The following is a 25,287-nucleotide window of genomic DNA, read 5'->3' as shown; positions in this document are numbered from 1 at the left end:
TAGCATAGGGTGCCGCCCTCGCCGACCGTCGCCGTTCTCATTTTTACCGCCAGAAACGTGGCTCGCGTCGCAACCCATGCGGCGCAGCATGCTCACCCAGACGCAAATGCAGAGCGCCGTCCAATGCAGTGTCATGGACCTCGACACCGGCTGCCCGATAGCGCTCCAGTACCTGCGGGTGAGGATGCCCAAAGGCATTGTGGCGGCCGCGGGTGATCAGCGCATGCTGCGGCGCGACAGCATCGATGAAGGCTCGGCTGGATGACGTGCGGCTGCCGTGATGAGGCGCCAGCAACCACTGGGAGGCCAGGGGAAAGTCGGCCTGCATCAGCGCGCGCTCGGCCAGGATGTCGATGTCACCGGTCAACAGCAGGCGCTCGCCACCGGCCTCCACCTGCAGCACGCAGGAGCGCTGATTACCGGAGCTGGCCCGCTGCCACTGCCACAGCCTGAAAGTCACGCCATTCCATTGCCAGCTTTGCCCCGACTGGCAAGCCTCAGCGCCGAGCGCCTTGGCCACCCGCAGCGGCTCGCCACTGATGACCCGCGCCACCGGCATCCCGGCCTTGATCGCAGCGGCGCCACCGACATGATCATTGTCGGCATGACTGAGCAGCATCAGATCGAGACGCCTGAGGTTCATCGCACGCAAGGAAGGCAGGACAATGCGCTCACCGGTATCGAAATCGCCGAAGCGTGGCCCGGCGTCGTACAGCAGGCTGTGGTCTCGGGTGCGTACCAGCACCGCCAGCCCCTGCCCCACATCCAGCACCCAGACATCGGCACGGCCATCGTCCAGTTGCTGAGTGGGCAACAACAAGGCAGGCAACAACAGCGCAAGGCCGGGTAGACGCAGCGGCACCCCGGCAGGCAGCAGGAACAACAAGGCACCTGCCGCTGCCAGTAGCCAGGCCCAGAGCGGCAGGTTGCTGGGCAACCAGGCAGGTAGCCAACCCGCGACGACACCGAGCAATTCGAATAACAGATGCAGTGCCCCACCGGCCAGCCACAGCAGCCCCTCCCCAACCACGGGAACGGGCAGCAGCAAAGTACCCAGCAAGGCCAGGGGCACGACGACCAGCCCCACCCAGGGCACGGCCACCAGGTTGGCCAGTGGCCCGCTGCTGCTGACTGGCAAACCGAGGATCAGCATCATCGGCAACAGACCGATGGCCATGGTCCACTGCGCCCGTGTAAGCCCACGCCACCAACCCCAGGCGCCAAGCCGGCCACCGAATACCAGCACGAGAATCGCCACCGCCGAGAACGACAGCCAGAACCCCGCTTGCAAGGACGCCAATGGCTCGAGCAGCAGCACTACGATCAGCGCCAGCAACAATGGCCACCAGGCGCCCAGGTGACGAAAGCGCATACGCCACAGCAGCACCAGCGCAACCATCACGCAGGCCCTGCGCACCGGCACCTGGAAACCCGCCAACATTCCATAGACCAGGGCCCCGCTCAAGGCCAGCGCACAGGCGCAGGGCAGCCAGGGCCAGCGCCTTGGCCAGGCACCGACTCTCGCCAGCAACGCCACCAGTGCGTAAAGAAAGCCGGCCAGCAGCGCGATATGCTGGCCGGAGATGACCATCAGGTGCACCGTGCCCGTATGCTGCAACAGGCGCCAGTCGCCCGCGCTCAGACCGGATCCATCACCCAGGACCAGAGCGGCAATGGCGCCCTCTCGCTGGAATGCCGGCACAGCCAGCAGATGCTGACGCAGGCTGTCGCGCCAGCTACCCAAACCTGTCGCGGGGGATAACCTCTCGCCAGACTTGATCGTGCCCGTCGCGCCAATGCGCTGGGCCAGCAGCCAGGCCTCGTGATCGAAGCTCTGCGGATTGACCAACCCATGCGGGCGCTTCAGGTTGACCACCAGCCGCCAGCGCTCGCCGCCCTGCACCGGCGGCCCGCCATGCCAGGCCAGACGCATTTTTTTCGGCAACTCGGCACGCCGTGAGCGCGCTTCCTCGAACTGGAAGCGCACCACACCATCGGACACCTCCGGCAGGCCGACCACTCGGCCTTCCAGCCACAGGGTACGGCCATCGAGCTGCGGGTCAAGGCGGTCATCCAGTGCCGATTGCGCCGAGCCGCAGGCCCAGGCCAGCCCCAACAAGAAGAACCCCAACGGATAAAGGCGTGAGAACAACAGCGCCAGACCGACGCAGACCGCCACCAGCAACAGCCAGCCCGGCGGCAGGCTGGGCAGAAAGCGCAGCGCCAATAGCCCCAAGGCTAGCGCCAACATCCCTGTTCGCATGGCTTCTCCTTGCTCATCGAGCCAAGGCGCGCGCGTCCAGCGCTCACCTCCAGTCACAATATGGAAACGCTGGCCAGGCTGAATCCGTGCATAATACCGGCGCTTTTGCCTGCCCAGAGACTCTTCATGCCGCGTCGTTTATTCAAGCGCTACATGCCCAACCCCGACAGCATCAAGGGTAACAAGTCCCTGCGCTTTCTCGGCAAACTCATTCATGACCCCAATCTCTGGCATCTCAACCGCCATTCGGTAGCCCGTGGCATGGCCATCGGCCTGTTCTGGGCGATGATCCCCATGCCCATGCAGATGCTGGCCGCCGCCGCCGTTGCCATCCCGATGCGCGCCAACCTGCCGATTTCCATCGGCCTGGTTTGGCTGACCAACCCCATCACCATGCCGCCGGTTTTCTACTGCACCTACAAGCTGGGTGCGTGGATCATGCAGACGCCTCCGGTGCGCATGCCGACGACCCTGAGCCTGGAATGGATCACGGCCGAGGTGGCAGTGCTGTGGAAACCCCTGTATCTGGGCTCCTTCGTCGCAGGGATCATTCTCGCGGCGGCAGGCTATGTACTGACCATGCTCTACTGGCGCTGGTGGGTCCAGCGCAGTTGGCGCAAGCGTCAGGAAAAACGCCGACTGGAACGCCACTGAAAAGAAAAAGCCGTCGAAGTCGACGGCTTTTTCATTCTTACTCGTAGCGCAGCGCTTCGGCCGGCTGCACCTGCGCCGCTCGCCATGAAGGGTAGAGTGTGGCGAGGAAACTCAGGATCAATGCCGCCGAACAGATCAGCGCCACATCCAGCCACTGCAGGTCCGACGGCAAGCTGCTGATGAAGTACACATCGGAGCTCATCACCTGCTGACCGGCGAACGACTCCAGCCAGGCCACCAGCGCGCTGATATTGAGCGCCGCCAGCACACCTAGCAGCGTGCCGATCAGCGTACCGACCAGACCGATCACCGAGCCCTGCACCATGAAAATCGCCATGATCTGCCGCGGTGTAGCGCCCAGGGTACGCAGGATGGCGATATCGCCGCCCTTGTCAGCCACTACCATGATCAGCGTGGCGATGATGTTGAACGCCGCCACGGCAACGATCAGCAAGAGCAGCAGACCGATCATGGTCTTCTCCATTTTCATCGCGCTGAACAGGCTGCCCTGGGTATGAGTCCAGTCATCGGCACGGTAACCGGCGCCCAGTTCGGCGACCAGCGCCTTGGACACTTGCGGCGCCTGGTAGAGATCCTTCAGCGCCAGGCGAATGCCCGGCACCGTACCTTCCGGCAGGCGCTGCATGGCAGCGGCATCGGCGACGTTGATCAGTGCCAGCGAGCTGTCCAGCTCGGCGCCCACCTTGAACACCGCCGCCACGTTCAGGCGCTGCATGCGCGGGGTGACGCCGCCGGGCGCGCTGCTCAGCTCGGGAATGATCAAGGTCAGCTTGTCGCCCACCTGCAGGCCGAAACGGCGCGCGGTGATATCGCCGATCACTACGCCGAATTCGCCGGGCTGAAGATTGTTCAGGCTGCCCTGGCGGATGTGCTCGGGCAGGATCGATACCTTACCCTCCTGCGCCGGGTCGATGCCGTGGATCTGAATCGGCTGCATCAGCCCGCGATGCGAGAGCATGCCCTCCAGCTCGGCATAAGGCGCCGCGGCCTGTACCTGCGGGTTGGCCATGGCCTTGTCCGCCAGGGCGCGCCAGTCGGCGACCGGCTCGGCGCCGTAGAGCATGGCGTGCGGCACCATGCCGAGAATGCGCGAGCTCATTTCCTTCTGGAAGCCGTTCATCACCGACAGCACCACGATCATCGCCAGCACGCCAAGCGCCAGGCCGATCATCGAGGTCAGCGAAATGAAGGAGATGAAATGGTTGCGGCGCTTGGCCCGTGTGTAACGAGCGCCGATGAAGAGACTCAGCGGACGAAACATCAGAGGGTCACCAGTTTGCCGTCCTGCAGGCTGAGCACGCGATCCATCTGGCGTGCCAGCTGCATGTCGTGTGTCACCACCAGGAACGCAGTGTTGGAGTCGCGGCTGAGCTCGCGCATCAGCTCCTGAATGCCTTCGGCAGTGTGCTGATCGAGGTTGCCGGTGGGCTCATCGAGCAGCACCAGCCCCGGGCGGTTGACCAGGGCACGGGCAATCGCCACACGCTGGCGCTCACCACCGGAGAGTTCTGACGGCTTGTGATTCAGGCGATGCCCCAGACCTACACGCTCCAGCAACGCCGTCGCGCGCTGACGCGCTTCGGGGATCGACGTCTTGCCGATCAACAGCGGCATGCAGACGTTCTCCAGCGCGGTGAACTCGGCCAGCAGGTGGTGAAACTGGTAGACGAAGCCCAGCGCGCGGTTGCGCAGCAGGCCACGAGCGGTCTCGCTCAGCGCCGACAACTGCTCGCCAGCCAGCCAGACACTGCCTTCGCTGGGCGTATCCAGGCCACCGAGCATGTTCAGCAGGGTGCTCTTGCCGGAGCCGGAGCTGCCGACGATGGCCACGCGCTCGCCGGGCAGCAGCTCAAGCTCCAGACCATCGAGCACCACCACCGACTCGGGGCCCTCGTCGTAACGCTTGCTCAGGTTGCGACAGCTGAGCACGGCATTGTGCTGTTTCATGGCGTTCTGGTTCATGGACTCACTCATAGCGCAGGGCCTCGGCCGGCTGGGTACGCGCAGCGCGCCAGGCTGGATACAGGGTGGCGAAGAAGCTCAGCAGCAACGCCGCGGTACAGACCATCACCACGTCGGCGCTCTGCAGTTGCGAAGGCAGGTAATCGATGAAGTAGACATCGGCATTGAGAAACTTGATGCCCAGCAGACGCTCGATGCCGGCGATCAGGCTGCTGACGTTCAGTGCTGCGAGAATCCCCAGCACGGCGCCGATGAAGGTGCCGACCACCCCGATGACCGTGCCCTGCACCATGAAGATGGCCATGATCTGCCGCGGCGTGGCGCCGAGGGTACGCAGGATGGCGATGTCGCCCTTCTTGTCGGTCACCACCATCACCAGCGTGGAAATGATGTTGAACGCGGCCACCGCGACGATCAGCAGCAGCAGCAGGCCGATCATGGTCTTCTCCATGCGAATGGCCTGGTACAGGTTACCGTGGGTTCGGGTCCAGTCACGGGCATAGAAATCACCGTCGAGGGTCTGGGCGATCTCCCAGGCGCTGCGCGGCGCCTGGAACAGATCATCGAACTTCAGTCGCAGGCCCTGTACCTGATCCGGTTTCCAGCGCTGCAGGCGCGCCAGGTCGCTGATGTTGGCCAGCGCCAGTGCACCGTCGATCTCGCCAGCGCCGACGTGGAAGATGCCGGTTACGGTAAAGCGCTTCAGGCGCGGGAACATGCCGGCGGGGGTCACGGTGACCTCGGGCGCGACGAAGGTGACCTTGTCTCCCAGTTTCAGGCCGAGCTTGGCCGCTGCCTTGTCGCCGATGACCATGGCGAAATCGCCGGGTTTCAGGCTGTCGAGACGGCCCTGCTGGAAGAAGCCGTCGATGATCGACACCTTGCGTTCCTGCTCAGGGTCGATGGCATTGATCAGCACCTTCTGCACCTTGCCGTCGTGCGTCAGCAAGCCCTGCATCTGGGTGAAGGGCGCCAGCGCCTCGACACGCGGGTGGCGCTCGACCTGACGCGCCAATGCCGGCCAGTCGCTGACCGGGGTCGGCGATTCGACCGTGGCATGAGGAATCATCCCCAGCACGCGGGTGCGCATTTCGTGGTCGAAACCATTCATCACCGACAGCACCAGGATCATTACCATCACCCCGAGGGTGAGGCCGAGCATGGACGTCAGGGAAATGAAGGAGACGAAGTGGTTGCGACGCTTGGCCCGCGTGTAGCGCGTACCGATGAATACGAACAGAGGTCTGAACATGTCGGAGAGATTCGGGGGAAAGAAAAACGTCCTTGTGGCAGGGCCAGGTCAGCAGCCTTACACTCAGAAGCAACTCGAGGTCTGCTGCGTATCGGGCATGCTGCGTTTAAAGACACTTGGAAAGCCGCTTATGGCTGGTGCGCTTCAGTGTGGCCCCGAAGGGGCGAGCGAAGCGAGCAATGCTCGTTTACCATTCGTAACCGACGCTTGCCTGGCACGCATCCCGTTCGCGAGACTTTCAACAGGGTCTTCGACCACCACCGCTTTCATGGGTTCGCCATGTCGACTAACGATGTAGATGATCGCCGCGAATACTATCGTATCGACGATACGATCGCACTGGAATTCAGCCTGCTGTCGGGGGCCGAAGCCCATGCCAGCGACGCGCTTCACGATCCATCGCCGCTGTTCAACCTGCTCAGCGACCTGCACCTGACGGACTTCGAATCCCAGCATCTGCTGCGCCATATCACCGAACGCGACCGTACCCTGGCCAACTACCTGAAGGTGATCAACAAGCGCATCGACCTGCTCGGCCAGGCCGTGGCGCAGAGCCTGCTGCGCGACATCGGCGCGCCACGCCAGGTCTCGCTGTCCGAAGGCGGCATCAGCTTCAATAACGCCCAGGCCGTGGCGCCGGGTAGCCATCTGGCGATCAAGATGGTGCTGATGCCACAGGCCCTCGGCCTCTTGCTGCGTGGCCAGGTGGTGCACTGCAGTCAACGCGCGGACGGTCAATTCGAGATCGGCACCGAGTTCGAAGCGTTGACCGACGCACAGCGCCAGTTGCTGGCTCGGCATATCCTGCAGAAGCAGGCTCTGGAGCGTCGCCAAGCCCGCGAATGACAGCCGCCAAGGAACCGCCATGTATCGTCTCGCTCTGCTTTTCACCCTGCTCGCCCCTACTGCTCTACTCGCTGACACCCTGACCATTCCTCTGGGCAACCAGGGCGCCGAACTCGACCCCCGCACCCTGCCGCACAAAGGCCAGTCCAAGCGTTCGGTGCTGGAGCGTTTCGGCCTGGCCGATGAAGAGCACAAGCCTGTCGGCCAGCCACCGATCACGCGCTGGGACTACCGCGAATTCAGCGTCTATTTCGAATACGATCACGTGATCAACAGCGTGCGCCATCACCAGCCGCGCCACCTCGACACCGTCAAGGAGTAACAGTGACTCACATCTACGGCCATCGCGGCGCCAAGGGCGAAGCCCCGGAAAATACCCTGGCCAGTTTCCAGCGCTGCCTGGAACACGGCGTCGACCGCTGCGAGCTGGATCTGCATCTGTCGCGCGACAGCGAACTGATGGTGATCCACGACCCGACGCTCAAGCGCACCACCGGCCTGCGCGGCAAGGTGGTCGAGCACGACGCCGCCGAGCTGGTGAAGTACGACGCACGCAAGGGTGGCCCCGGCTGGGTACGCCCATGCCCCATTCCGCGCCTGGAAGAATTGTTCGAGCAGTGCACGTTCGCGCATTGGCAACTGGAGGTGAAAAGCGCCTCGAAAGTGCGCGCCGCGCGCACCGTGCTGGCCATTGCCGAACTCGTCGAGCGCTTCGGCCTGCGCGAGCAGATCACCATCACCTCCAGCTCGCGGGAAGTACTCAAGGCCGCGCGCGAACTGACCCCGCAGCTGCAGCTGGGTCTGGTTGCCGAGTACGCCTGGCTCGACCCATTGAAAGTGGCGGCGCACTACGACTGTCACCTGCTGGCATTGAACTGGACCCTGTGCACCCCGGAGCGCCTGCTCAAGGCGCAGAAGCAAGGGCTGCACGTGTCGGTATGGACGGTCAACGAGCCGGCGCTGATGCGCCGCCTGGCCGACTTCGGCGCCGACAGCATCATCACCGACTTTCCCGGCCTGGCGGTGCAGACGCTGCGCGGCTAGTCGCGCAGGACAGGAGAGCAAAGTCTCTTGTCCTGCAAGGCCCCCTGCACGGGCATTACCTCAAAGACCATAGGTCCCGTGCCTGCCTTGCCTTCTGGAAATGCAAGTGCCACTTAATGCAACCTGAACAGCATTCAATCAGTGGATTGCCAAGCGCTGGATGGGGAACTACGATTGCGCCCGTCTGAATCTTGGAGTTCTTGCTGTGGAAGGTTCCAGTAGTCGATCCAGCATCGACGAACCACAGGCAAGGTAATCGCGGGATCTTCTTCTCGCCACTGTCTTGCCGAACTGGCGGGTAGTGGTATCAAACGACCGTACTTCGGTCGCGCCTTACGACTTCCTACATACATCTGGCCGTTGCCATCAGCATTGGCGGCTTTCTAGCGCCTTTGAACTTGCATGCCCCGGCCGGAAAAACCGTAGCGTCTAGATTTTTCAGCGCAAGGTTTTCCAGCGACGGAAGGCTGTTGCCTGGAATTCTGGCATCGAACCGTAACGTGCCCAGGGGTTTTGAGCCCCTTGTCACTTCATCAACCTACTGGAGGCCGTCATGGACCCTGACCCTGGTCGATCTTGCCGTTTGAACCTCAATTACTTCACCCCGTTATCGGCCTTTGGCTGTCGGGGCGTGCCCATGGTCTGACAGATCAGGCATGCCCGCGGCCGCCTGAAAGGCCCGAAAGGAGCATGCCCATGAATCGCGAAGACCTGCTGTTTTCCGTTCGCACCCTGGCCCACTCGCTCGATGCTGCGAGCTTTGCCAGCCTTGCAACGCACACTCATTCTTCCGACCTGGTAGAGGCGCTCAATGTCCTCAACACGGCGGAAACAGTTTCTCTACTGCTGATCCTGGCCCCACTCGCCCGCGCAGAACTCTTCGCTCACATCCCGGAGAAGCGCCAGGACACCCTGCTCCGTGCGATGCCGCGCGAGGCTGTGGTAGAGCTGTTTGAACGCATGCCGTCGGATGACCGAGCCGACCTCTATAACCGCCTGAGCGAGAGGGCCAAGCAGAAGCTTCTGCCCGCGCTAGCCAAGGTCGAGCGCGATGACATCATCAAGCTGGCTGCCTATCCGGATGGAACTGTCGGATCGGTGACGACCTCGGATTACGTCCGCGTTTCACCCGAGATGACGGTGGCCGGTGCGCTGGAGCATATCCGCGCGACCGCCCCCGACAAGGAGACCATCTATGTCATCTATGTACTGGACCAGGAGCAGCGACTCGGCGGCACCGTATCACTGCGCGATCTGGTACTGGCGGATGCGAACGCCACCATCGGCGAAATCATGCGCGGCAGTCCAGTCTTTGCACGCGCTCAGTGGCCTCGCGAGCAGGCTGCGGAGCTGATTCGCCGTTACGATCTGCTGGCACTACCGGTGATCAATGGTGGTGAGCGCATGATCGGTATCGTCACGGTCGATGATGCCATGGATATCGAGAAGGAGCAGGACGCTACTCAGCTCGCCCGTTTCGGCGGTACTGCCGTATTGGACGGCCCCGACCTGGATGTGATCGCGTCCCCGTTCAAGCAGATGTTCACCGTACGCGTGTTCTGGCTGGTGGTCCTGACGTTCTTCGGCATTCTGACCAGCACCTTCGTGGCAGCGCAGGAGGAAATTCTGACTCAGGCCATCGTACTGGCTGCGTTCATCGCACCGATCGTGGACATGGGCGGTAATACAGGTAGCCAGTCGGCCACCCTGGTCATTCGGGCGATGGCCCTCGGAGAACTCAGGCTCACATGGCGTGATGTATGGCTGATCATCAAGCGTGAGTTACCCGTAGCGGCAGCACTGGGGGGCGTGATCGCGTTGCTCGAAGTCATCCTGGCGTTCTTCGCCAAGGGCGTCGGCTTCGATGTGCTGATGGTAGTCGGCTTTAGCATGCTGATATGCACTGTGCTCGGCGGCGTCATCGGTGCGCTGCTGCCGTTCCTCGCGCGACGCATCGGCACCGATCCAGCCACGCTGTCCTCGCCGCTCATCACCTCGATCATGGACCTGCTGGGTGTGTTCATCTACTTCGGCTTTGCCTACGCCTTCCTGGGCGACCTGCTGACCCAGGCAGCTGGCTGACTGCGCAATCGTGCCATGGGGCCCGGCTCGGCTGGGCCTCATTATTTAAGGGGGTAGCATGTATATCGCTCAACATATGGATCTGACCGCGTCACTCAATACCCTGGCGAGTCTGCTGACTGCGTTCCTGCTGGGTGCGGTGATTGGCCTGGAGCGTCAATATCGTCAGCGCACGGCCGGCTTGCGAACCAACGTACTGGTCGCAGTCGGTGCCGCACTGTTCGTCGATATTGCCATGCGCTTTCACGCCATCTACGGCGGCAGCCCAAGCCCTTTGCACGTGCTGGCCTATGTGGTCTCAGGCGTGGGTTTCCTGGGAGCCGGCGTGATCATGCGTGAGGAAGGCAATATTCGGGGAATCAACACAGCCGCGACACTGTGGGGCTCCGCCGCAGTGGGTGTCGCTACGGGTACCGGCATGCTGGTAGAAGCCGTGCTGGGGACCCTGTTTGTGCTGTCGGCCAACACCTTGCTACGCCCAATAGTCAATGCGATCAATCGCCAACCCCTCGATGTGGAGTCGGTAGAAGTAACCAATACGGTCTGTGTGATCGCCGACAAGGAACGTCAGCAGGTAATCATGAAGGCGCTGGAGGCTTCCCTTGAGAGTGGCCGCTTCCCTGTACGCAACCTGGAAGTCAACGCCTTCGGCGAGGACGCCGTGGAGATCGAAGCCACTCTCACCGTCACCTCGATCGATGGCGATGAGCTCGATGCTCTGATGCGCAAGTTGACGTCATTACCGGGTGTAAGACAGGCCTTCTGGAGTCCAAGCACAACCGGTTGAGATCCCCCGCAAGCTGATATCCGTGCTGGCTGTGAGATGCGCCGTGCCACGAGAGCGCCCTGGCATTGCGACAACGCACGACTTGTTAGCGTGTAGATCCTGCAGACGGTGGCGCGCTCGACAGCGCCGGAAAACTCACTGGCCAGCGTCGGCCCCAGACTCTCCCGGGGCAGCAGGATAGAAGGGTCAGGGCGTACGCAGGAAGGAAACGCGCATAAAAAATCCGACACCTGAAAACAGGTATCGGATTCTGCTTGCAACACCCGCCGACACCAAGGTCGAGGCTTATCCGAGCCGCCCTGGCCACATGGCCGCTTTCAACATTCTGCCGCCTGAGACGCTAGAAGCTCTCCCGATTCGGCCAGCGCCACTCGGAAGCCACTACCCAGCCTGTCTCCCCGACCGGCTCAGGCCGCCGGCCGGAGCCGCTCAAAAAAGCCGGTTGAGACCGTCGAACGCGGCAACCCGATAGGCCTCGGCCATGGTCGGGTAGTTGAAGGTGGTGTTGATGAAGTACTTGATGCTGTTGGCTTCACCCTTCTGATTCATGATCGCCTGGCCGATGTGGACGATCTCCGAGGCCTGATAGCCGAAGCAGTGCACGCCCAGCACTTCCAGGGTTTCACGGTGGAAGAGGATCTTCAGCATACCCACCGGCTCGACCGAGATCTGCGCCCGCGCCATGCCCTTGAAGAAGGCCTTGCCCACTTCGTAAGGCACCTTGGCCTGAGTCAGTTCCCGCTCGGTCTTGCCGATCGAGCTGATCTCCGGAATGGTGTAAATGCCGGTCGGTACGTCATCGACGAAACGCCAGCTGCCGTTGTCGACGATGCTGCCGGCGGCAGAACGCCCCTGGTCGGCGGCCGCGCTGGCCAGGCTCGGCCAGCCGATCACGTCACCGGCAGCGTAGATGTTGCTGACCTCGGTACGGTAATGCTCGTCGACCTGGATCTGACCACGGCTGTTGACCGCGATGCCGATGTTCTCCAGCCCCAGTTGATCCGTATTGCCGGTGCGGCCGTTACACCACAGCAGTGCGTCGGCCTTGATTTTCTTGCCTGACTTCAGGTGCAGGACCACGCCGTTTTCCACACCCTCGATGCGCTCGTACTCTTCGTTGTGACGAATCAGCACATTGTTGTTGCGCAGGTGATAGCTCAAGGCGTCGGAGATTTCCGAGTCGAGGAAGCTGAGCAGTTGATCGCGGTTGTCGATCAGATCGACCAGCACGCCCAGACCACTGAAGATCGAGGCGTACTCGCAGCCAATGACCCCGGCGCCGTAGATGATCAGGCGGCGCGGCGTGTGACCGAGGCTGAGAATGGTGTCGCTGTCGTAGATACGTGGGTGACGGAAATCGACATCGGCCGGACGATAAGGACGCGAGCCGGTCGCGATGACGATCTGCTTGGCCACCAGCTTTTCCACCACGCCGTTGATGCAGACCACTTCCACCGTCTGCTCGTCGGCAAAGCTGGCAGTACCGAAATAGGTATCGATGCGGTTGCGCGCATAGTAGCCCGTGCGCGAGGTGACCTGCTTGGCGATCACCTTCTCGGCGCTTTTCAGCACGTCGGGAAAGGAGAACCAGCGCGGCTCGCCAATCTGGCGGAACATCGGGTTGGTATTGAACTGCATGATCTGCCGCACCGAGTGGCGCAGTGCCTTGGAGGGAATGGTCCCCAGGTGAGTACAGTTGCCACCGACCAGCGGACGATTGTCCACCACGGCCACCTTGCGCCCGGCCTTGGCCGCGTTCATCGCCGCGCCTTCGCCCGCAGGGCCGGAGCCCAGCACCACCACATCGTAGTTGTAGACCGCCATGTTTACTCCTTCAGATCAGGCCGGAGCGCTTGTGGCGCACCCTCGGCGGGGCCGGCAGCGGGTTGCGGCTACCGGCTGTCAAACCATACTGGCAGCTCAGCGCTTGCTCGCGTCGTAAGCCAGGTCGGTATTCGGCGCTTCGCTCTGCTCGCGATTGACCTCTTCGCACTTCTCGCGGCTACCGCCGCAGATCGAGCACTCCTTCTCGATACCCAGGTTGGCGATGCCACCGCAGGAACCGGCGATGGGTTTGCGCCCCATGATCACGCCGACGGCCATCATGCCGACGACCAGAATCATGGCCAGAAATACAACCAGAAAAGTCATTGCTCATCTCCTGCAGCGAATAGCTGCTCGAATGCGGTCGTGCCCTGTGTGACGAAACCCTCGCCCTCACGCGTCACGAAAAACGCCGCGATACCGTTGCGCTCGGCGAAGGCCATGCCGGCTTCCGGCCCGAGCACCATCAATAGGGTAGACAAGCCATCGGCGCGCAAGGTCGATGGATCAGCCACCGTCACCGCCGCCAGCTTGTGGTTGACCGGCTTGCCGCTCAGCGGATCGAGCGTGTGCGAGTAGCGCTGGCCGTTCTCTTCGAAATAGTTGCGGTAGTCACCCGAGGTGGAGATACCGTAGCCATCGAGTTGCAGAATACGCTGAGCGACCCGCTGATCGTCGCGCGGGGCTTCCAGGCCGATACGCCAGTGGCTGCCATCGGGCTTGAGGCCTGCTGCCTTGAGCTCGCCGGTGGCCTCGACCAGATAACTGGTGACCCCCAGCTCGCCCAGACGCGCCACGATCAGATCGACGGCATAACCGGCCGCGATGCTGTTGAAGTCGACTTCAACGTCAACGTCCTTGCACAGCTGCTCGCCTTCGATTCTCAGGTGCTGTTGACCGACTCGCTGACGCACTTCGGCCAGGCGTTCGGCATCCGGCACCGCCACGCCCTGCCCTTTGGGCCCGAAGCCCCAGAGGTCGAGCAAGGGCTCCAGCGTCAGGTCGAAGTAGCCCTGACTCTCCTGGTGCAGACGATCACCGGCGCGAACCAGGTCCAGCACGCCCTCGGGCATGGCCTGGCAAGTACCCGCTGGCGCACGGTTGAACTGCTCGATCAGCGAATCATCGCGATAGGTGGACATCTGCAGATCGATCTCGGCGAGGATCGCCTCGGTCGCGGCCTTGAGTTCGGCTTGCGGCGCGACACCTTCACTGCGGACGTATTTGATCGAATAGGTGCTGCCCATGGTCGGGCCACCGAACTCTTCGATCCGTTCAGAATGCAAGCAGCCCGTTAGGGCTGCCGCCAGGGCGACAGCGATAACGGGCTGGAGTACAGCAGACCTCATGCTTAGCCGCCGAAGTCGTCGAGGAGGATGTTCTCCGGCTCGACACCCAGGTCGGTCAGCATCTTGATCACGGCGGCGTTCATCATGGGTGGGCCGCACATGTAGAACTCGCAATCTTCCGGAGCCGGGTGGTCCTTCAGGTAGTTCTCGTACAGCACGTTGTGGATGAAGCCCTTGAGACCAGTCCAGTTGTCTTCCGGCTGCGGATCGGACAGCGCCAGGTGCCACTGGAAGTTCGGGTTCTCGGCGGCCAGTTGGTCGTACTCTTCGTTGTAGAACGATTCACGCATGGAGCGCGCACCGTACCAGAAGCTGATCTTGCGCGTGGACTTCAGGCGCTTGAGCTGGTCGAAGATGTGCGAGCGCATCGGCGCCATACCGGCACCACCACCGATGAAGACCATTTCGGCGTCGGTGTCCTTGGCGAAGAACTCACCGAACGGCCCGTACACGGTGATCTTGTCGCCCGGCTTGAGGCTGAACACGTAGGAAGACATCTTGCCCGGTGGCAGATCGTCCTTGCCAGGGGGCGGCGAGGCGATGCGGATGTTGAACTTCACCAGACCGCGTTCTTCCGGGTAGTTGGCCATGGAATAGGCACGGATCACGGTCTCCTCGACCTTGGATACGTACTTCCACTGGTTGAACTTGTCCCAGTCGCCGCGATACTCCTCCTGGATGTCGAAGTCCTTGTAGTACACGGTGTGCGGCGGGCACTCCAGCTGCACATAACCACCGGCGCGGAAGTCGACGTTTTCGCCTTCCGGCAGCTTCAGCGTCAGCTCCTTGATGAAGGTAGCGACGTTGGGGTTGGAGACGACGGTGCATTCCCACTTCTTGACGCCGAAGACCTCTTCCGGGACTTCGATCTTCATGTCCTGCTTGACCGGGGTCTGGCAGGAAAGACGCCAGCCCTCACGGGCCTCGCGCCGGGTGAAGTGCGACTCTTCGGTGGACAGCATCTCGCCGCCGCCGGATTCGACGACACACTTGCATTGTGCGCAGGTGCCGCCGCCGCCACAGGCGGAGGACAGGAAGATGTTGTTGTCGGCCAGGGTTTGCAACAGCTTGCCGCCAGCCGGTACCACGATGGTTTTTTCGCCGTTGATCTCGATGCTCACGTCACCGCTGGAGACCAGCTTGGCGCGCGCGGCGAGGATGATCAGCACCAGCGCGAGAACGATGGCGGTGAACATGCCGATGGCGAGGAAAATTTCGTAATTCATCTGTTCATCCTTTCCTTACAGCTGCACGCCGGAGAAGGACATGAAGCCCAGCGACATCAGACCGATGGTGATGAAGGTGATGCCCAGACCCTGCAGGCCAGCCGGTACATCGCTGTACTTGAGCTTCTCGCGGATACCGGCCAGCGCGGCGATGGCCAGTGCCCAGGACACGCCCGCACCGACACCGTAGACAGTGCTCTCGGCCAGGTTGTAGTCACGCTCGACCATGAACAGCGAGCCACCCATGATGGCGCAGTTCACGGTAATCAGCGGCAGGAACACGCCGAGGGCGTTGTACAGCGAGGGCACGTACTTATCCAGGGTCATTTCCAGGATCTGCACGATGGCCGCGATCACGCCGATGAAGGTCAGCAGACCGAGGAAGGACAGGTCCACCTCGGGCATGCCGGCCCAGGCCAGGGCGCCATCCTTGAGGATGTTGGTGTAGATCAGGTTGTTCACCGGCATGGTGATACCCAGCACCACGACCACGGCGATACCCAGGCCGATGGCGGTTTCCACCTTCTTGGAGATGGCGATGAAGGTACACATGCCGAGGAAGAACGCCAGCGCCATGTTCTCGACGAACACCGCACGGACGAACAGGCTGATGTAATGTTCCATTAATAGGCCTCCTTGCTGGATACCTGAGGCGCCATCTTGTAAGCGTTGGCCTCGATCTGATCCTTCTTCCAGCTACGAATGGCCCAGATGAACAGACCGATCAGGAAGAACGCCGAAGGCGGCAGCAGCAGCATGCCGTTGGGCTGGTACCAGCCACCGTCGTTGACCACCGACAGAATCTCGTAGCCCATCAGCTTGCCGGCGCCGAACAGTTCACGAATAACGCCCAGGGCAATCAGCATGGCGCTGTAGCCCAGACCGTTACCGATACCGTCGAAGAACGACAGCACAGGCGGGTTCTGCATGGCGAAGGCCTCGGCACGGCCCATCACGATGCAGTTGGTGATGATCAGACCGACGAACACCGACAGCTGTTTGGACAGACTGAAGGCATACGCCTTGAGCACCTGGTCCACCACGATTACCAAGGATGCGATGATCACCATCTGCACGATCATGCGGATCGAGCCCGGAATCTGGCTGCGGATCATTGAGATGAACAGGTTGGAGAAACCGGTCACCAGCGTCAGCGCGGCGGACATCACCAGCGCGGTCTGCAGATTCGAGGTCACCGCCAGCGCCGAGCAGATACCGAGAATCTGCAGGCCGATGGGGTTGTTGTTGAAGATCGGGTTGAGCAGGACTTCTTTAATAGTCGGCTGCGACATGATCAAGCCTCCCCTGCACGCAGGTTAGCGATAAACGGACCGAAGCCGTTCTGGCCGAGCCAGAACTTCAGCAGGTTGTCCACACCGACGCTCGTCAGGGTGGCGCCCGCCAGGCCATCGACCTGGTGGGTAGCGTTCGGGCTTTGCGGATCGACACCGCCCTTGACCACCTGTACGGCGAGCTTGCCGCTGTCGTCGAACAGGGTCTTGCCCGGCCACTGGCCCTTCCATTTCGGGTTGTCCACCTCGCCGCCGAGACCCGGGGTTTCGCCGTGCTGGTAGAAGCCCATGCCGACCACGGTATTGAGGTCGCCCTTGACGGCGATGAAACCGTGCAGGGTCGACCACAGACCATAGCCGCGAACCGGCAGGATCAGGGTTTCGACTTCGCCATCCTTCTCCACCATGTAAACGGTGGTGTAACGCTCCTGGCGCTTGATCCCGGCAATATCCTCGCTGCCTTTCAGAGCCTCGGAGGTTTTCGGATCCTTGGAGGCCTTGAGCGGATCGAAGGTGATCGGGTCGAAAGCATCGGAGAACGTGCCGCTCTCAAGATCCACCAGCTTGGCGGTGATGGTGCTGTCAAACAGCTCCTTGACCTTGGCGCCGGACATACCCGCTTCGCCCAGGCCGGCAATGGCCAGGATGCTGCGCTGCTTGTCCAGCAGGCGGTTTTCAACCTGAGTCGGCTTCAGTGCGATGGCGGCGCCGGCGACGAACACCGAGCACACCAGACACACCAGCACCGCCACCGTCAGCGTGCGGACGGTGGATTCTTTTTGACTAGACATTGCGTGCCAGCCTCCGCTTGATATTGGCTTGAACGACGAAGTGGTCGATCAGCGGTGCAAACAGGTTGGCGAACAGGATCGCCAGCATCATGCCCTCGGGGAAGGCCGGATTGACCACACGGATCAGAACGACCATCACGCCGATCAGGGCGCCGAAGATCCACTTGCCGGTATTGGTCATCGACGCCGACACCGGGTCGGTGGCCATGAAGAACATGCCAAAGGCAAAGCCGCCGACAACCAGATGCCAGTACCACGGCATGGCGAACATCGGGTTGCTGGTGGAGCCGATCAGGTTGAGCAGCATGCTCAGACCGATCATGCCCAGCATCACCCCTGCGACGATGCGCCAAGCGGCGATCTTGGTGATCAGCAGGACCAGGCCGCCGATGGCAATCGCCAGGGTGCTGGTTTCGCCGAGCGAACCGTGAATGGTGCCGACGAAAGCATCCATCCAGGTGATGCCGTTATTGATCACGTTCTCGATGCCGCCGGAGGCTGCCAGGCTCAGCGAAGTAGCACCAGCGAAACCGTCGACGGCAGTCCACACCGCATCACCCGACATCTGCGCCGGATAGGCGAAGAACAGGAAGGCACGGCCGGTCAGTGCCGGGTTGAGGAAGTTCTTGCCGGTACCACCGAACACTTCTTTGCCGATCACCACGCCGAAGCTGATGCCCAGGGCCACCTGCCAAAGCGGAATGCTCGGCGGCAGAATCAGGGCGAACAGCACGGAAGTGACGAAGAAACCTTCGTTGACTTCATGCTTGCGGATCGAAGCGAACAGCACTTCCCAGAAGCCGCCGACGATGAAAGTCACCGCGTAGACCGGCAGGAAATAAGCCGCGCCCTGGATGAAGTTATCCCACAGGCTGTTCGCATCGAAACCGGCCAACGAGCCGATCAGCGCGAAGCGCCAGCCTTCCTGGCTCGCCAGCAGCTCGGGGCTCTGGGCGAAGATCAGGTTGGCCTGGTAGCCGGTGTTCCACATGCCGAAGAACATGGCCGGGAAGGTGCACAGCCATACGGTGATCATCATGCGCTTGAGGTCGATGCCGTCACGCACGTGAGCCGTGGTCTTGGTCACGCTGCCAGGACGATAGAAGAAGGTGTCGATCGCCTCGTACAAGGCATACCACTTCTCGTACTTGCCGCCCTTCTCGAAGTTGTGCTCGATTTTATCGAGCAATGCACGAATACCCATGAGTTAACCCTCCTTCTCGATGCGGGTGAGGTTATCCCGCAGGATCGGGCCATATTCATACTTGCCGGCACACACGTAGGTGCACAGCGCCAGGTCTTCTTCGTCGAGTTCCAGGCAACCCAGTTTCTGGGCCATCTCGGTGTCACCGACGATCAGGTAGCGCAACAGTTGAGTCGGCAGGATATCCAGTGGCATCACTGCTTCGTAGTTGCCCACCGGCACCATGGCGCGCGGGCTGCCGTTGGTGGTGGTGGTGAAGTTGAACAGCTTGGCACCCGCCAGCTTGGAGACGAAAACGTTCAGTACCGAGTGCTTGTTAACGCCGGCACGCAGGTAATGCATCATCTCGCGGTCGTTACCCTCGCCCAGGCAGGACACCTGATTGTGGTAGCGCCCGAGGAACGCGAACGCGCCCTGAGCGGTGCGACCGCCAAATACCGAGCCGGAAATCACGCGATTGAAGCCCGGTTTCAGCTCACCGGCGGTGAGCTCTTCCAGGCTGGCGCCCAGGCGGGTACGCAGCAGACGCGGCTGCTCGGCAACCGGGCCGCCCAACGCAACCACGCGCTCGACGAACAGCTGACCGGTAGTGAACAGCTTGCCCACCGCGATCACGTCCTGATAACCGATTTGCCAGACACTCTTGCGGGTGCTGACCGGGTCGAGGAAGTGAATATGGGTACCTGGCAGACCCGCCGGGTGCGGGCCGGCAAAGGTTTCGCTCTGCACCTTGGCCAGCTTCTCGCCCGGCAGGCTGACGCCATCGGCCTTGCACAGGAAAATCTTGCCCAGATTACCGAGAACCTTGAGGCCATTTTCGAAGTCAGCGGCATGTTCACCGATGATCACCGCAGGATCGGCGGCAAGCGGGTGCGTATCGACGGCAGTCACGAAGATCGAGCTGGGCACGGCATCGAGCGCCGGCACTTTGCTGAACGGGCGCGTGCGCAGAGCGGTCCACAGGCCGGACTGTTGCAGATTCTCGCGAACCTGCTCGTCACTGAGCGCTTCAAGCTGGTCGGCCGCGTACTGAGCGAAGGTTTCCTGATCGTCGCCATCGATGTCGATGACCACGGACTGCAGAACACGCTTCTCGCCACGGTGAATGGCGCTGATCACGCCTGCAGCGGGGGCGGTGTAGCGCACGCCGGGTGTCTTCTTGTCGGTAAACAGCAATTGACCGAGTTTGACCCGGTCACCGACCTGCACTTCCATCGTCGGCTTCATCCCGTGATAGTCGAAGCCGATGACGGCGACACTGCGTACGGGCCTGGCGGCCTCGATACGCTGTGCCGGCGCACCCGTTATGGGCAAATCAAGCCCATGCTTTAGTTTGATCATAGGTTTGCCTAACCACTGATTTAGAAAGCTTTTTATAGGACAGGCGGCGCTAGCGAAGGTCTAATAGACCCAACCACGCCAATGCGATATGGGCGTGGAGGAAGGCGCCAAACCTGGGTAAAAAATCCGCTTGATTATAAAGACGCCCCCCCTCACTGACCACCCAAGCGCTTGCTTTTTTTGGCTTTTCGGTAACAGGGCGCAACAAGTTCGATGCTGACCCATATCAACGCGCCAACCTCCGCCAGGTCATTTTCTGCACATAAAAAAACGGGAGCCGAAGCTCCCGTTTTTCATGCGCCCCCGGCGCTTAGCGCGGGAAGGCCGGCGGGTTGACCCCAGCCATGTCTTCCATCACGCGAACCACCTGGCAGCTGTAACCGAACTCGTTGTCGTACCAGACGTAGAGCACGACACGGTTGTCGTTGGCGATGGTGGCTTCGGCATCGACCACACCGGCATGGCGCGAACCGACGAAGTCGGTCGAGACCACTTCCTGCGAGCTGACGAAGTCGATCTGCTTCTGCAGATCCGAGTGCATGGCCATCTGGCGCAGGTACTCGTTGATTTCTTCACGGCTGGTGGCTTTCTCGAGGTTCAGATTGAGAATGGCCATGGACACGTTCGGCGTCGGCACGCGAATGGCGTTGCCGGTCAGCTTGCCTTTCAGAACCGGCAGCGCCTTGGCCGCAGCGGTGGCAGCGCCAGTTTCGGTGATGACCATGTTCAGCGCAGCACTGCGACCACGACGACTGCCTTTGTGGAAGTTGTCGATCAGATTCTGGTCGTTGGTGTACGAGTGAACGGTCTCGACGTGACCGTTGACGATGCCGTACTGATCATTGACCGCCTTGAGCACCGGCACGATGGCGTTGGTGGTGCAGGAAGCGGCGGAGATGATCTTGTCCTCAGCGGTGATTTCGCTGTGGTTGATGCCGTGCACGATGTTCTTCAGCGCGCCCTTGCCAGGTGCGGTGAGGACGACGCGATCGACGCCCGGGCAGGCCAGGTGCTGACCCAGGCCCTCGGCATCACGCCATACGCCGGTGTTGTCCACCAGCAGCGCGTTCTTGATGCCGTACTGGGTGTAATCGACTTCCTTCGGCTCCTTGGCATAGATCACCTGGATCAGGTTGCCGTTGGCCGTCAGGGTGTTGTTCTCTTCATCGATGGTGATGGTGCCGTTGAACTTGCCGTGTACCGAGTCACGACGCAGCAGACTGGCACGCTTGACCAGATCATTGCTGGCACCCTTGCGCACGACGATGGCGCGCAGACGCAGGCCGTCGCCACCCCCGGTCTTCTCGATCAGGATGCGCGCGAGCAGGCGGCCGATACGACCGAAGCCGTAGAGAACCACATCAGTGCCTTCACGCGCCGAACCGTTCTGCTTGCCCACTACATCGGCCAGCTCGTCCTTGACGAACTGCTCGACGCCGCGACCAGCGCCTTCGGCCTTGAACTTGGCAACCAGCTTGCCCAGGTCCACCGAGGCGGCACCCAGCTTGAGCTCGCTCATGGCCTTGAGCATGGGGAAGGTGTCGTGCACCGACAGCTCGGCCTCATCGGCAAGGCGATGGCGAGCGAAACGGTGGGCCTTGAGGATGTCGATGACCGAACGATTGATCAGGCCACGGCCATAAATCGAGGTCACCACATTGTTGTTGCGGTAGAGCTGACCAATCAGCGGAATCATCGCTTCCGCGAGAGCTTCACGATCGATCCATTCACCGAGACACTGGTCGGGCTTCTGAGTCACGGGCAGTACCTTCCACATGTAGGGGCTGAAAAAAGGGGCTACATTATGACGGCGCGCGCGGGCATGAGCAATGCGCGCCTGTCGCGACTGACATTGACCACCAAGCCCCGCTACAATTCCCGGCCTTTCGTCACGACCGTGAGCCGCCCGTGTCCGTACTGCGTCTTCCGTCTCTACCGGCCAGCGCCGGCAAACAACAGTGGGGCAACCTGCCTGGCGCCGCCCTGTCCCTGACCATCGCCGAAGCGGCCAGCGGTGCTGGACGCTTCACGTTGGTGCTCACCGAAGGCAGCCAGAGCGCCGAGCGGCTGCAGGAAGAACTGGCGTTCTTCGCCCCCGATCTGCCGGTGCTGCACTTTCCCGACTGGGAAACCCTGCCCTACGACGTCTTCTCGCCGCACCAGGACATCATCTCGCAGCGCATCGCAGCACTCTATCGCCTGCCGCAACTGAGCCGTGGCATCCTCGTAGTGCCGATCACCACCGCCCTACACCGCCTGGCACCCAAGCGCTTCCTGCTCGGTGGCAGCCTGGTGCTGGATGTCGGCCAGAAACTCGATGTGGAGCAGATGCGCACGCGTCTGGAGGCCGCCGGCTACCGCTGCGTCGATACGGTGTACGAGCATGGCGAGTTCGCCGTGCGCGGCGCATTGATCGATCTGTTCCCGATGGGCAGTGACACGCCCTACCGCATCGACCTGTTCGACGACGAAATCGAAACCCTGCGCACCTTCGACCCCGAGACCCAGCGCTCGGTGGACAAGGTCGAGTCGATCCGCCTGCTGCCGGCGCGTGAATTTCCGCTGGAAAAGAAAGCCGTCACCGATTTTCGCGGGCGTTTCCGCGAGCGCTTCGACGTGGATTTCCGTCGCTGCCCGATCTATCAGGACCTTTCCACGGGCATCACCCCCGCTGGCATCGAGTATTACCTGCCGCTGTTCTTCGAAGAGACAGGCACCCTGTTCGACTACCTGCCAGGCGACACCCAGGTGTTCTCCCTGCCCGGCATCGAGAAGGCCGCCGAACACTTCTGGACCGATGCGCGCAACCGTTATGAGGATCGCCGGGTCGATCCGGAACGCCCGCTGCTGCCACCTGCCGACATTTTCCTGCCGGTCGAGGACTGCTTCGCCCGCCTGAAAAGCTGGCCGCGAGTGGTGGTCAACCAGGACGACATCGAGCCCGGCGTCGGCCAGACACGCTTCGACGCACGCGCCCTGCCCGACCTGGCGATTCAGGCCAAGGCTGGCGAGCCGCTGGCGGCGCTGCGCCGCTTTATCGAGGAATATCCGGGCCGCGTGCTGTTCTGCGCCGAATCGGCCGGTCGCCGCGAAGTGCTGCTGGAGCTGCTCGCCCGCCTCAAGCTCAAGCCCAGGGAAGTCGACGGCTGGCCGGCTTTCGTCGCCAGCCCCGAGCGCCTCAACATCTGCATCGCACCCCTGGATGAGGGCCTGCTGCTCGACGACCTGGCGCTGATCGCCGAGAGCCCGCTATTCGGCCAGCGTGTCATGCAGCGTCGTCGCCGCGAAAAAGGCCGCGAAGGCGGCGACAACGTGATCAAGAACCTCACCGAACTGCGCGAAGGCGCGCCGGTGGTGCATATCGATCACGGCGTCGGTCGCTACCTGGGCCTGGTGACCATGGAGTTCGACGGACAGGCCGCCGAATTTCTCGCCCTGCAGTACGCCGACGAAGCCAAACTTTATGTGCCGGTGGCCAGCCTGCACCTGATCGCTCGCTACACCGGCAGCGACGATGCCCTGGCACCGCTGCACCGCCTTGGCTCGGAGGTTTGGCAGAAGGCCAAACGCAAGGCAGCCGAGCAAGTGCGCGATGTTGCCGCCGAACTGCTCGACATCTACGCCCGCCGCGCCGCCCGCGAAGGCTTCGCCTTCCGGGACCCGGCGCTGGACTACGCCACCTTCAGCGCCGGCTTCCCCTTCGAGGAAACCCCGGACCAGCAGGCCGCCATCGATGCCGTGCGCGCCGACATGCTCGCCGGTAAACCGATGGATCGCCTGGTCTGCGGCGACGTCGGCTTCGGCAAGACCGAAGTGGCCATGCGTGCGGCCTTCATCGCCGTGCACAGCGGCAAGCAGGTCGCCGTGCTGGTGCCCACCACCCTGCTCGCCCAACAGCACTACAACAGCTTCCGCGACCGCTTCGCCGACTGGCCGGTGAAGGTCGAGGTGATGAGCCGCTTCAAGAGCACCAAGGAAGTCGACGAGGCCGTGCAGCAACTGGCCGAAGGCAAGGTGGATATCGTCATCGGCACGCACAAGTTGCTGCAGGATGACGTCAAGTTCCACAACCTCGGCCTGGCCATCATCGACGAGGAACACCGCTTCGGCGTACGCCAGAAAGAACAGCTCAAGGCGCTGCGCAGTGAGGTGGACATCCTCACCCTGACCGCCACGCCGATCCCGCGCACGCTGAACATGGCTGTAGCCGGTATGCGCGACCTGTCGATCATCGCCACGCCGCCGGCACGCCGCCTCTCGGTGCGCACCTTCGTCATGGAGAGCAACAAGCCGACCATCAAGGAAGCACTGCTGCGCGAGCTGCTGCGCGGTGGCCAGGTGTACTACCTGCACAACGATGTAAAGACCATCGAAAAATGCGCCAGTGAACTGGCCGAACTGGTGCCCGAGGCGCGTATCGGCATCGGTCACGGGCAGATGCGCGAACGCGATCTCGAGCAGGTGATGAGCGACTTCTACCACAAGCGCTTCAACGTGCTGGTGGCCTCGACCATCATCGAGACCGGCATCGACGTGCCCAGCGCCAACACCATCATCATCGACCGCGCCGACAAGTTCGGCCTGGCCCAGCTGCACCAGTTGCGCGGCCGTGTCGGTCGCAGCCACCACCAGGCCTACGCCTACCTGCTCACCCCGCCGCGCAAGCAGATGACCCCGGATGCGGAAAAACGCCTGGAGGCCATCGCGGGCGCCCAGGACCTCGGCGCCGGCTTCGTCCTGGCCACCCATGATCTGGAAATTCGCGGCGCCGGCGAACTGCTTGGCGACGGCCAAAGCGGCCAGATTCAGGCCGTCGGCTTCACCCTCTACATGGAAATGCTCGAGCGTGCGGTCAAGGCCATCCAGAAAGGCGAACAGCCCAATCTGGATCAGCCGCTGGGTGGTGGCCCGGAGATCAATCTGCGCGTACCGGCGCTGATCCCCGAGGACTACCTGCCCGACGTGCACAGCCGCCTGATCCTCTACAAACGCATCGCCAACGCCAGCGACGAGGACGGTCTGAAGGAGCTGCAGGTGGAGATGATCGACCGCTTCGGCCTGCTACCGGAGCCGACCAAGAACCTGATGCGCCTGACCCTGCTCAAGCTGCAGGCAGACAAGCTGGGTATCACCAAGGTGGATGCAGGACCGCAGGGCGGACGCATCGAGTTCGCCGCGCAAACCTGCGTCGACCCGCTGACGCTGATCAAGCTGATCCAGGCTCAGCCAAAACGCTACAAATTCGAAGGCGCTACCGTCTTCAAGATCCAGGTGCCGATGGAACACGCGCAAGAGCGTTTCAACACCCTGGAAGCCCTGTTCGAGCGCCTCGCGCCCACCACCTGAAGG

The 25,287-nt window shown here is 62.1% G+C and carries 21 protein-coding genes; 7 read left to right on the top strand and 14 right to left on the bottom strand.

Annotation, left to right across the window (positions count from 1 at the left end; genetic code table 11):
* Positions 1-43 precede the first annotated feature (43 nt).
* Positions 44-2,263: a DNA internalization-related competence protein ComEC/Rec2 gene (locus tag ACN0X6_RS07660; protein WP_417702990.1), complete on the bottom strand. Its 2,220-nt coding sequence runs from the start codon at positions 2,261-2,263 to the stop codon at positions 44-46.
* A 126-nt stretch (positions 2,264-2,389) separates the two neighbouring features.
* Here ACN0X6_RS07660 and ACN0X6_RS07655 point away from each other — a divergent pair, with 126 nt between their 5' ends.
* Positions 2,390-2,917: a DUF2062 domain-containing protein gene (locus ACN0X6_RS07655; protein WP_192981118.1), complete on the top strand. Its 528-nt coding sequence runs from the start codon at positions 2,390-2,392 to the stop codon at positions 2,915-2,917.
* Positions 2,918-2,954: 37 nt separating this feature from the next.
* On the opposite strand, the gene ACN0X6_RS07650 is transcribed toward ACN0X6_RS07655, so the two are convergent.
* The 3 genes from ACN0X6_RS07650 to ACN0X6_RS07640 are packed head-to-tail and all read right to left on the bottom strand — an operon-like array spanning position 2,955 to position 6,152.
* Positions 2,955-4,199, bottom strand: a complete 1,245-nt coding sequence (locus ACN0X6_RS07650) for a lipoprotein-releasing ABC transporter permease subunit (protein WP_417702989.1) — start codon at positions 4,197-4,199, stop codon at positions 2,955-2,957.
* Entirely contained in the window at positions 4,199-4,885 is a 687-nt protein-coding gene (lolD, locus tag ACN0X6_RS07645) for a lipoprotein-releasing ABC transporter ATP-binding protein LolD (RefSeq protein WP_417703246.1), read from the bottom strand. Before lolD ends, ACN0X6_RS07650 begins: the two co-directional genes overlap by 1 nt.
* Before the next feature lie 19 nt (positions 4,886-4,904).
* Positions 4,905-6,152 (bottom strand): lipoprotein-releasing ABC transporter permease subunit, encoded by a 1,248-nt coding sequence (locus tag ACN0X6_RS07640; RefSeq protein WP_417702988.1) that lies wholly within the window; start codon positions 6,150-6,152, stop codon positions 4,905-4,907.
* A 279-nt stretch (positions 6,153-6,431) separates the two neighbouring features.
* On the opposite strand from ACN0X6_RS07640, the gene ACN0X6_RS07635 reads away from it, so the two are divergent.
* The 5 genes from ACN0X6_RS07635 (at position 6,432) to ACN0X6_RS07615 (ending at position 10,911) form a co-directional block, all read left to right on the top strand.
* Entirely contained in the window at positions 6,432-6,998 is a 567-nt protein-coding gene (locus tag ACN0X6_RS07635; protein ID WP_192981124.1) for a PilZ domain-containing protein, read from the top strand.
* 19 nt (positions 6,999-7,017) lie between these two features.
* Complete coding sequence (locus ACN0X6_RS07630; RefSeq protein WP_417702987.1) at positions 7,018-7,320, top strand: phosphodiesterase; 303 nt, start codon at positions 7,018-7,020, stop codon at positions 7,318-7,320.
* A gap of 2 nt (positions 7,321-7,322) precedes the next feature.
* Positions 7,323-8,042 (top strand): glycerophosphodiester phosphodiesterase, encoded by a 720-nt coding sequence (locus ACN0X6_RS07625; RefSeq protein ID WP_417702986.1) that lies wholly within the window; start codon positions 7,323-7,325, stop codon positions 8,040-8,042.
* A 696-nt stretch (positions 8,043-8,738) separates the two neighbouring features.
* Positions 8,739-10,124, top strand: coding sequence for a magnesium transporter (gene mgtE / locus ACN0X6_RS07620; protein WP_417702985.1), 1,386 nt, complete (start codon positions 8,739-8,741; stop codon positions 10,122-10,124).
* A 58-nt stretch (positions 10,125-10,182) separates the two neighbouring features.
* Entirely contained in the window at positions 10,183-10,911 is a 729-nt protein-coding gene (locus ACN0X6_RS07615; protein ID WP_417702984.1) for an MgtC/SapB family protein, read from the top strand.
* Positions 10,912-11,340: 429 nt separating this feature from the next.
* On the opposite strand, the gene sthA is transcribed toward ACN0X6_RS07615, so the two are convergent.
* The 10 genes from sthA to ACN0X6_RS07565 form a co-directional block, all read right to left on the bottom strand.
* The gene (gene sthA, locus ACN0X6_RS07610; RefSeq protein ID WP_072425943.1) at positions 11,341-12,735 is read right to left on the bottom strand and encodes a Si-specific NAD(P)(+) transhydrogenase; all 1,395 of its coding nucleotides are present in this window, start codon (positions 12,733-12,735) and stop codon (positions 11,341-11,343) included.
* A 96-nt stretch (positions 12,736-12,831) separates the two neighbouring features.
* On the bottom strand, positions 12,832-13,062 hold the full coding sequence (nqrM, locus tag ACN0X6_RS07605; protein WP_160020370.1) for a (Na+)-NQR maturation NqrM: 231 nt from the start codon (positions 13,060-13,062) through the stop codon (positions 12,832-12,834).
* The gene (locus ACN0X6_RS07600) at positions 13,059-13,982 is read right to left on the bottom strand and encodes an FAD:protein FMN transferase (protein ID WP_417703244.1); all 924 of its coding nucleotides are present in this window, start codon (positions 13,980-13,982) and stop codon (positions 13,059-13,061) included. The genes nqrM and ACN0X6_RS07600 overlap by 4 nt, the downstream gene beginning before the upstream one ends.
* A gap of 104 nt (positions 13,983-14,086) precedes the next feature.
* On the bottom strand, positions 14,087-15,310 hold the full coding sequence (gene nqrF, locus ACN0X6_RS07595) for an NADH:ubiquinone reductase (Na(+)-transporting) subunit F (protein WP_417702983.1): 1,224 nt from the start codon (positions 15,308-15,310) through the stop codon (positions 14,087-14,089).
* A gap of 15 nt (positions 15,311-15,325) precedes the next feature.
* Positions 15,326-15,934 carry an NADH:ubiquinone reductase (Na(+)-transporting) subunit E gene (gene nqrE, locus ACN0X6_RS07590; RefSeq protein ID WP_160020372.1) on the bottom strand — a complete coding sequence of 203 codons (609 nt, stop codon included), beginning with the start codon at positions 15,932-15,934 and terminating at the stop codon, positions 15,326-15,328.
* Positions 15,934-16,608: an NADH:ubiquinone reductase (Na(+)-transporting) subunit D gene (locus tag ACN0X6_RS07585; protein ID WP_178094790.1), complete on the bottom strand. Its 675-nt coding sequence runs from the start codon at positions 16,606-16,608 to the stop codon at positions 15,934-15,936. The genes nqrE and ACN0X6_RS07585 overlap by 1 nt, the downstream gene beginning before the upstream one ends.
* Complete coding sequence (locus ACN0X6_RS07580) at positions 16,605-17,393, bottom strand: Na(+)-translocating NADH-quinone reductase subunit C (protein ID WP_417702982.1); 789 nt, start codon at positions 17,391-17,393, stop codon at positions 16,605-16,607. The genes ACN0X6_RS07585 and ACN0X6_RS07580 overlap by 4 nt, the downstream gene beginning before the upstream one ends.
* Entirely contained in the window at positions 17,386-18,597 is a 1,212-nt protein-coding gene (locus ACN0X6_RS07575) for an NADH:ubiquinone reductase (Na(+)-transporting) subunit B (protein ID WP_417702981.1), read from the bottom strand. The genes ACN0X6_RS07580 and ACN0X6_RS07575 overlap by 8 nt, the downstream gene beginning before the upstream one ends.
* 3 nt (positions 18,598-18,600) lie before the next feature.
* Positions 18,601-19,938, bottom strand: coding sequence for a Na(+)-translocating NADH-quinone reductase subunit A (locus ACN0X6_RS07570; RefSeq protein WP_417702980.1), 1,338 nt, complete (start codon positions 19,936-19,938; stop codon positions 18,601-18,603).
* A gap of 310 nt (positions 19,939-20,248) precedes the next feature.
* Entirely contained in the window at positions 20,249-21,715 is a 1,467-nt protein-coding gene (locus ACN0X6_RS07565) for a glyceraldehyde-3-phosphate dehydrogenase (RefSeq protein WP_417702979.1), read from the bottom strand.
* Between the two features lie 131 nt (positions 21,716-21,846).
* On the opposite strand from ACN0X6_RS07565, the gene mfd reads away from it, so the two are divergent.
* Positions 21,847-25,284 (top strand): transcription-repair coupling factor, encoded by a 3,438-nt coding sequence (gene mfd, locus ACN0X6_RS07560; protein WP_417702978.1) that lies wholly within the window; start codon positions 21,847-21,849, stop codon positions 25,282-25,284.
* The last annotated feature ends 3 nt before the right edge of the window (positions 25,285-25,287 follow it).

Source organism: Pseudomonas sp., assembly GCF_048269965.1.
Taxonomy (GTDB): domain Bacteria; phylum Pseudomonadota; class Gammaproteobacteria; order Pseudomonadales; family Pseudomonadaceae; genus Aquipseudomonas.
The sequence above is the reverse complement of the archived record's forward strand: the minus strand, read 5'-3'. Positions and strand labels throughout refer to the sequence as shown.

What these genes read in the sequence shown, in the direction of transcription:
- ACN0X6_RS07575 (WP_417702981.1), bottom strand. Translation starts at nt 18,597, where the DNA reads ATGGGTATTCGTGCATTGCTCGATAAAATCGAGCACAACTTCGAGAAG.
- ACN0X6_RS07570 (WP_417702980.1), bottom strand. Translation starts at nt 19,938, where the DNA reads ATGATCAAACTAAAGCATGGGCTTGATTTGCCCATAACGGGTGCGCCG.
- ACN0X6_RS07640 (WP_417702988.1), bottom strand. Translation starts at nt 6,152, where the DNA reads ATGTTCAGACCTCTGTTCGTATTCATCGGTACGCGCTACACGCGGGCC.
- ACN0X6_RS07565 (WP_417702979.1), bottom strand. Translation starts at nt 21,715, where the DNA reads ATGTGGAAGGTACTGCCCGTGACTCAGAAGCCCGACCAGTGTCTCGGT.
- ACN0X6_RS07650 (WP_417702989.1), bottom strand. Translation starts at nt 4,199, where the DNA reads ATGTTTCGTCCGCTGAGTCTCTTCATCGGCGCTCGTTACACACGGGCC.
- nqrM (WP_160020370.1), bottom strand. Translation starts at nt 13,062, where the DNA reads ATGACTTTTCTGGTTGTATTTCTGGCCATGATTCTGGTCGTCGGCATG.
- ACN0X6_RS07580 (WP_417702982.1), bottom strand. Translation starts at nt 17,393, where the DNA reads ATGTCTAGTCAAAAAGAATCCACCGTCCGCACGCTGACGGTGGCGGTG.
- ACN0X6_RS07630 (WP_417702987.1), top strand. Translation starts at nt 7,018, where the DNA reads ATGTATCGTCTCGCTCTGCTTTTCACCCTGCTCGCCCCTACTGCTCTA.
- ACN0X6_RS07635 (WP_192981124.1), top strand. Translation starts at nt 6,432, where the DNA reads ATGTCGACTAACGATGTAGATGATCGCCGCGAATACTATCGTATCGAC.
- ACN0X6_RS07615 (WP_417702984.1), top strand. Translation starts at nt 10,183, where the DNA reads ATGTATATCGCTCAACATATGGATCTGACCGCGTCACTCAATACCCTG.
- mgtE (WP_417702985.1), top strand. Translation starts at nt 8,739, where the DNA reads ATGAATCGCGAAGACCTGCTGTTTTCCGTTCGCACCCTGGCCCACTCG.
- sthA (WP_072425943.1), bottom strand. Translation starts at nt 12,735, where the DNA reads ATGGCGGTCTACAACTACGATGTGGTGGTGCTGGGCTCCGGCCCTGCG.
- ACN0X6_RS07660 (WP_417702990.1), bottom strand. Translation starts at nt 2,263, where the DNA reads ATGCGAACAGGGATGTTGGCGCTAGCCTTGGGGCTATTGGCGCTGCGC.
- ACN0X6_RS07655 (WP_192981118.1), top strand. Translation starts at nt 2,390, where the DNA reads ATGCCGCGTCGTTTATTCAAGCGCTACATGCCCAACCCCGACAGCATC.
- ACN0X6_RS07600 (WP_417703244.1), bottom strand. Translation starts at nt 13,982, where the DNA reads ATGGGCAGCACCTATTCGATCAAATACGTCCGCAGTGAAGGTGTCGCG.
- lolD (WP_417703246.1), bottom strand. Translation starts at nt 4,885, where the DNA reads ATGAAACAGCACAATGCCGTGCTCAGCTGTCGCAACCTGAGCAAGCGT.
- nqrF (WP_417702983.1), bottom strand. Translation starts at nt 15,310, where the DNA reads ATGAATTACGAAATTTTCCTCGCCATCGGCATGTTCACCGCCATCGTT.
- nqrE (WP_160020372.1), bottom strand. Translation starts at nt 15,934, where the DNA reads ATGGAACATTACATCAGCCTGTTCGTCCGTGCGGTGTTCGTCGAGAAC.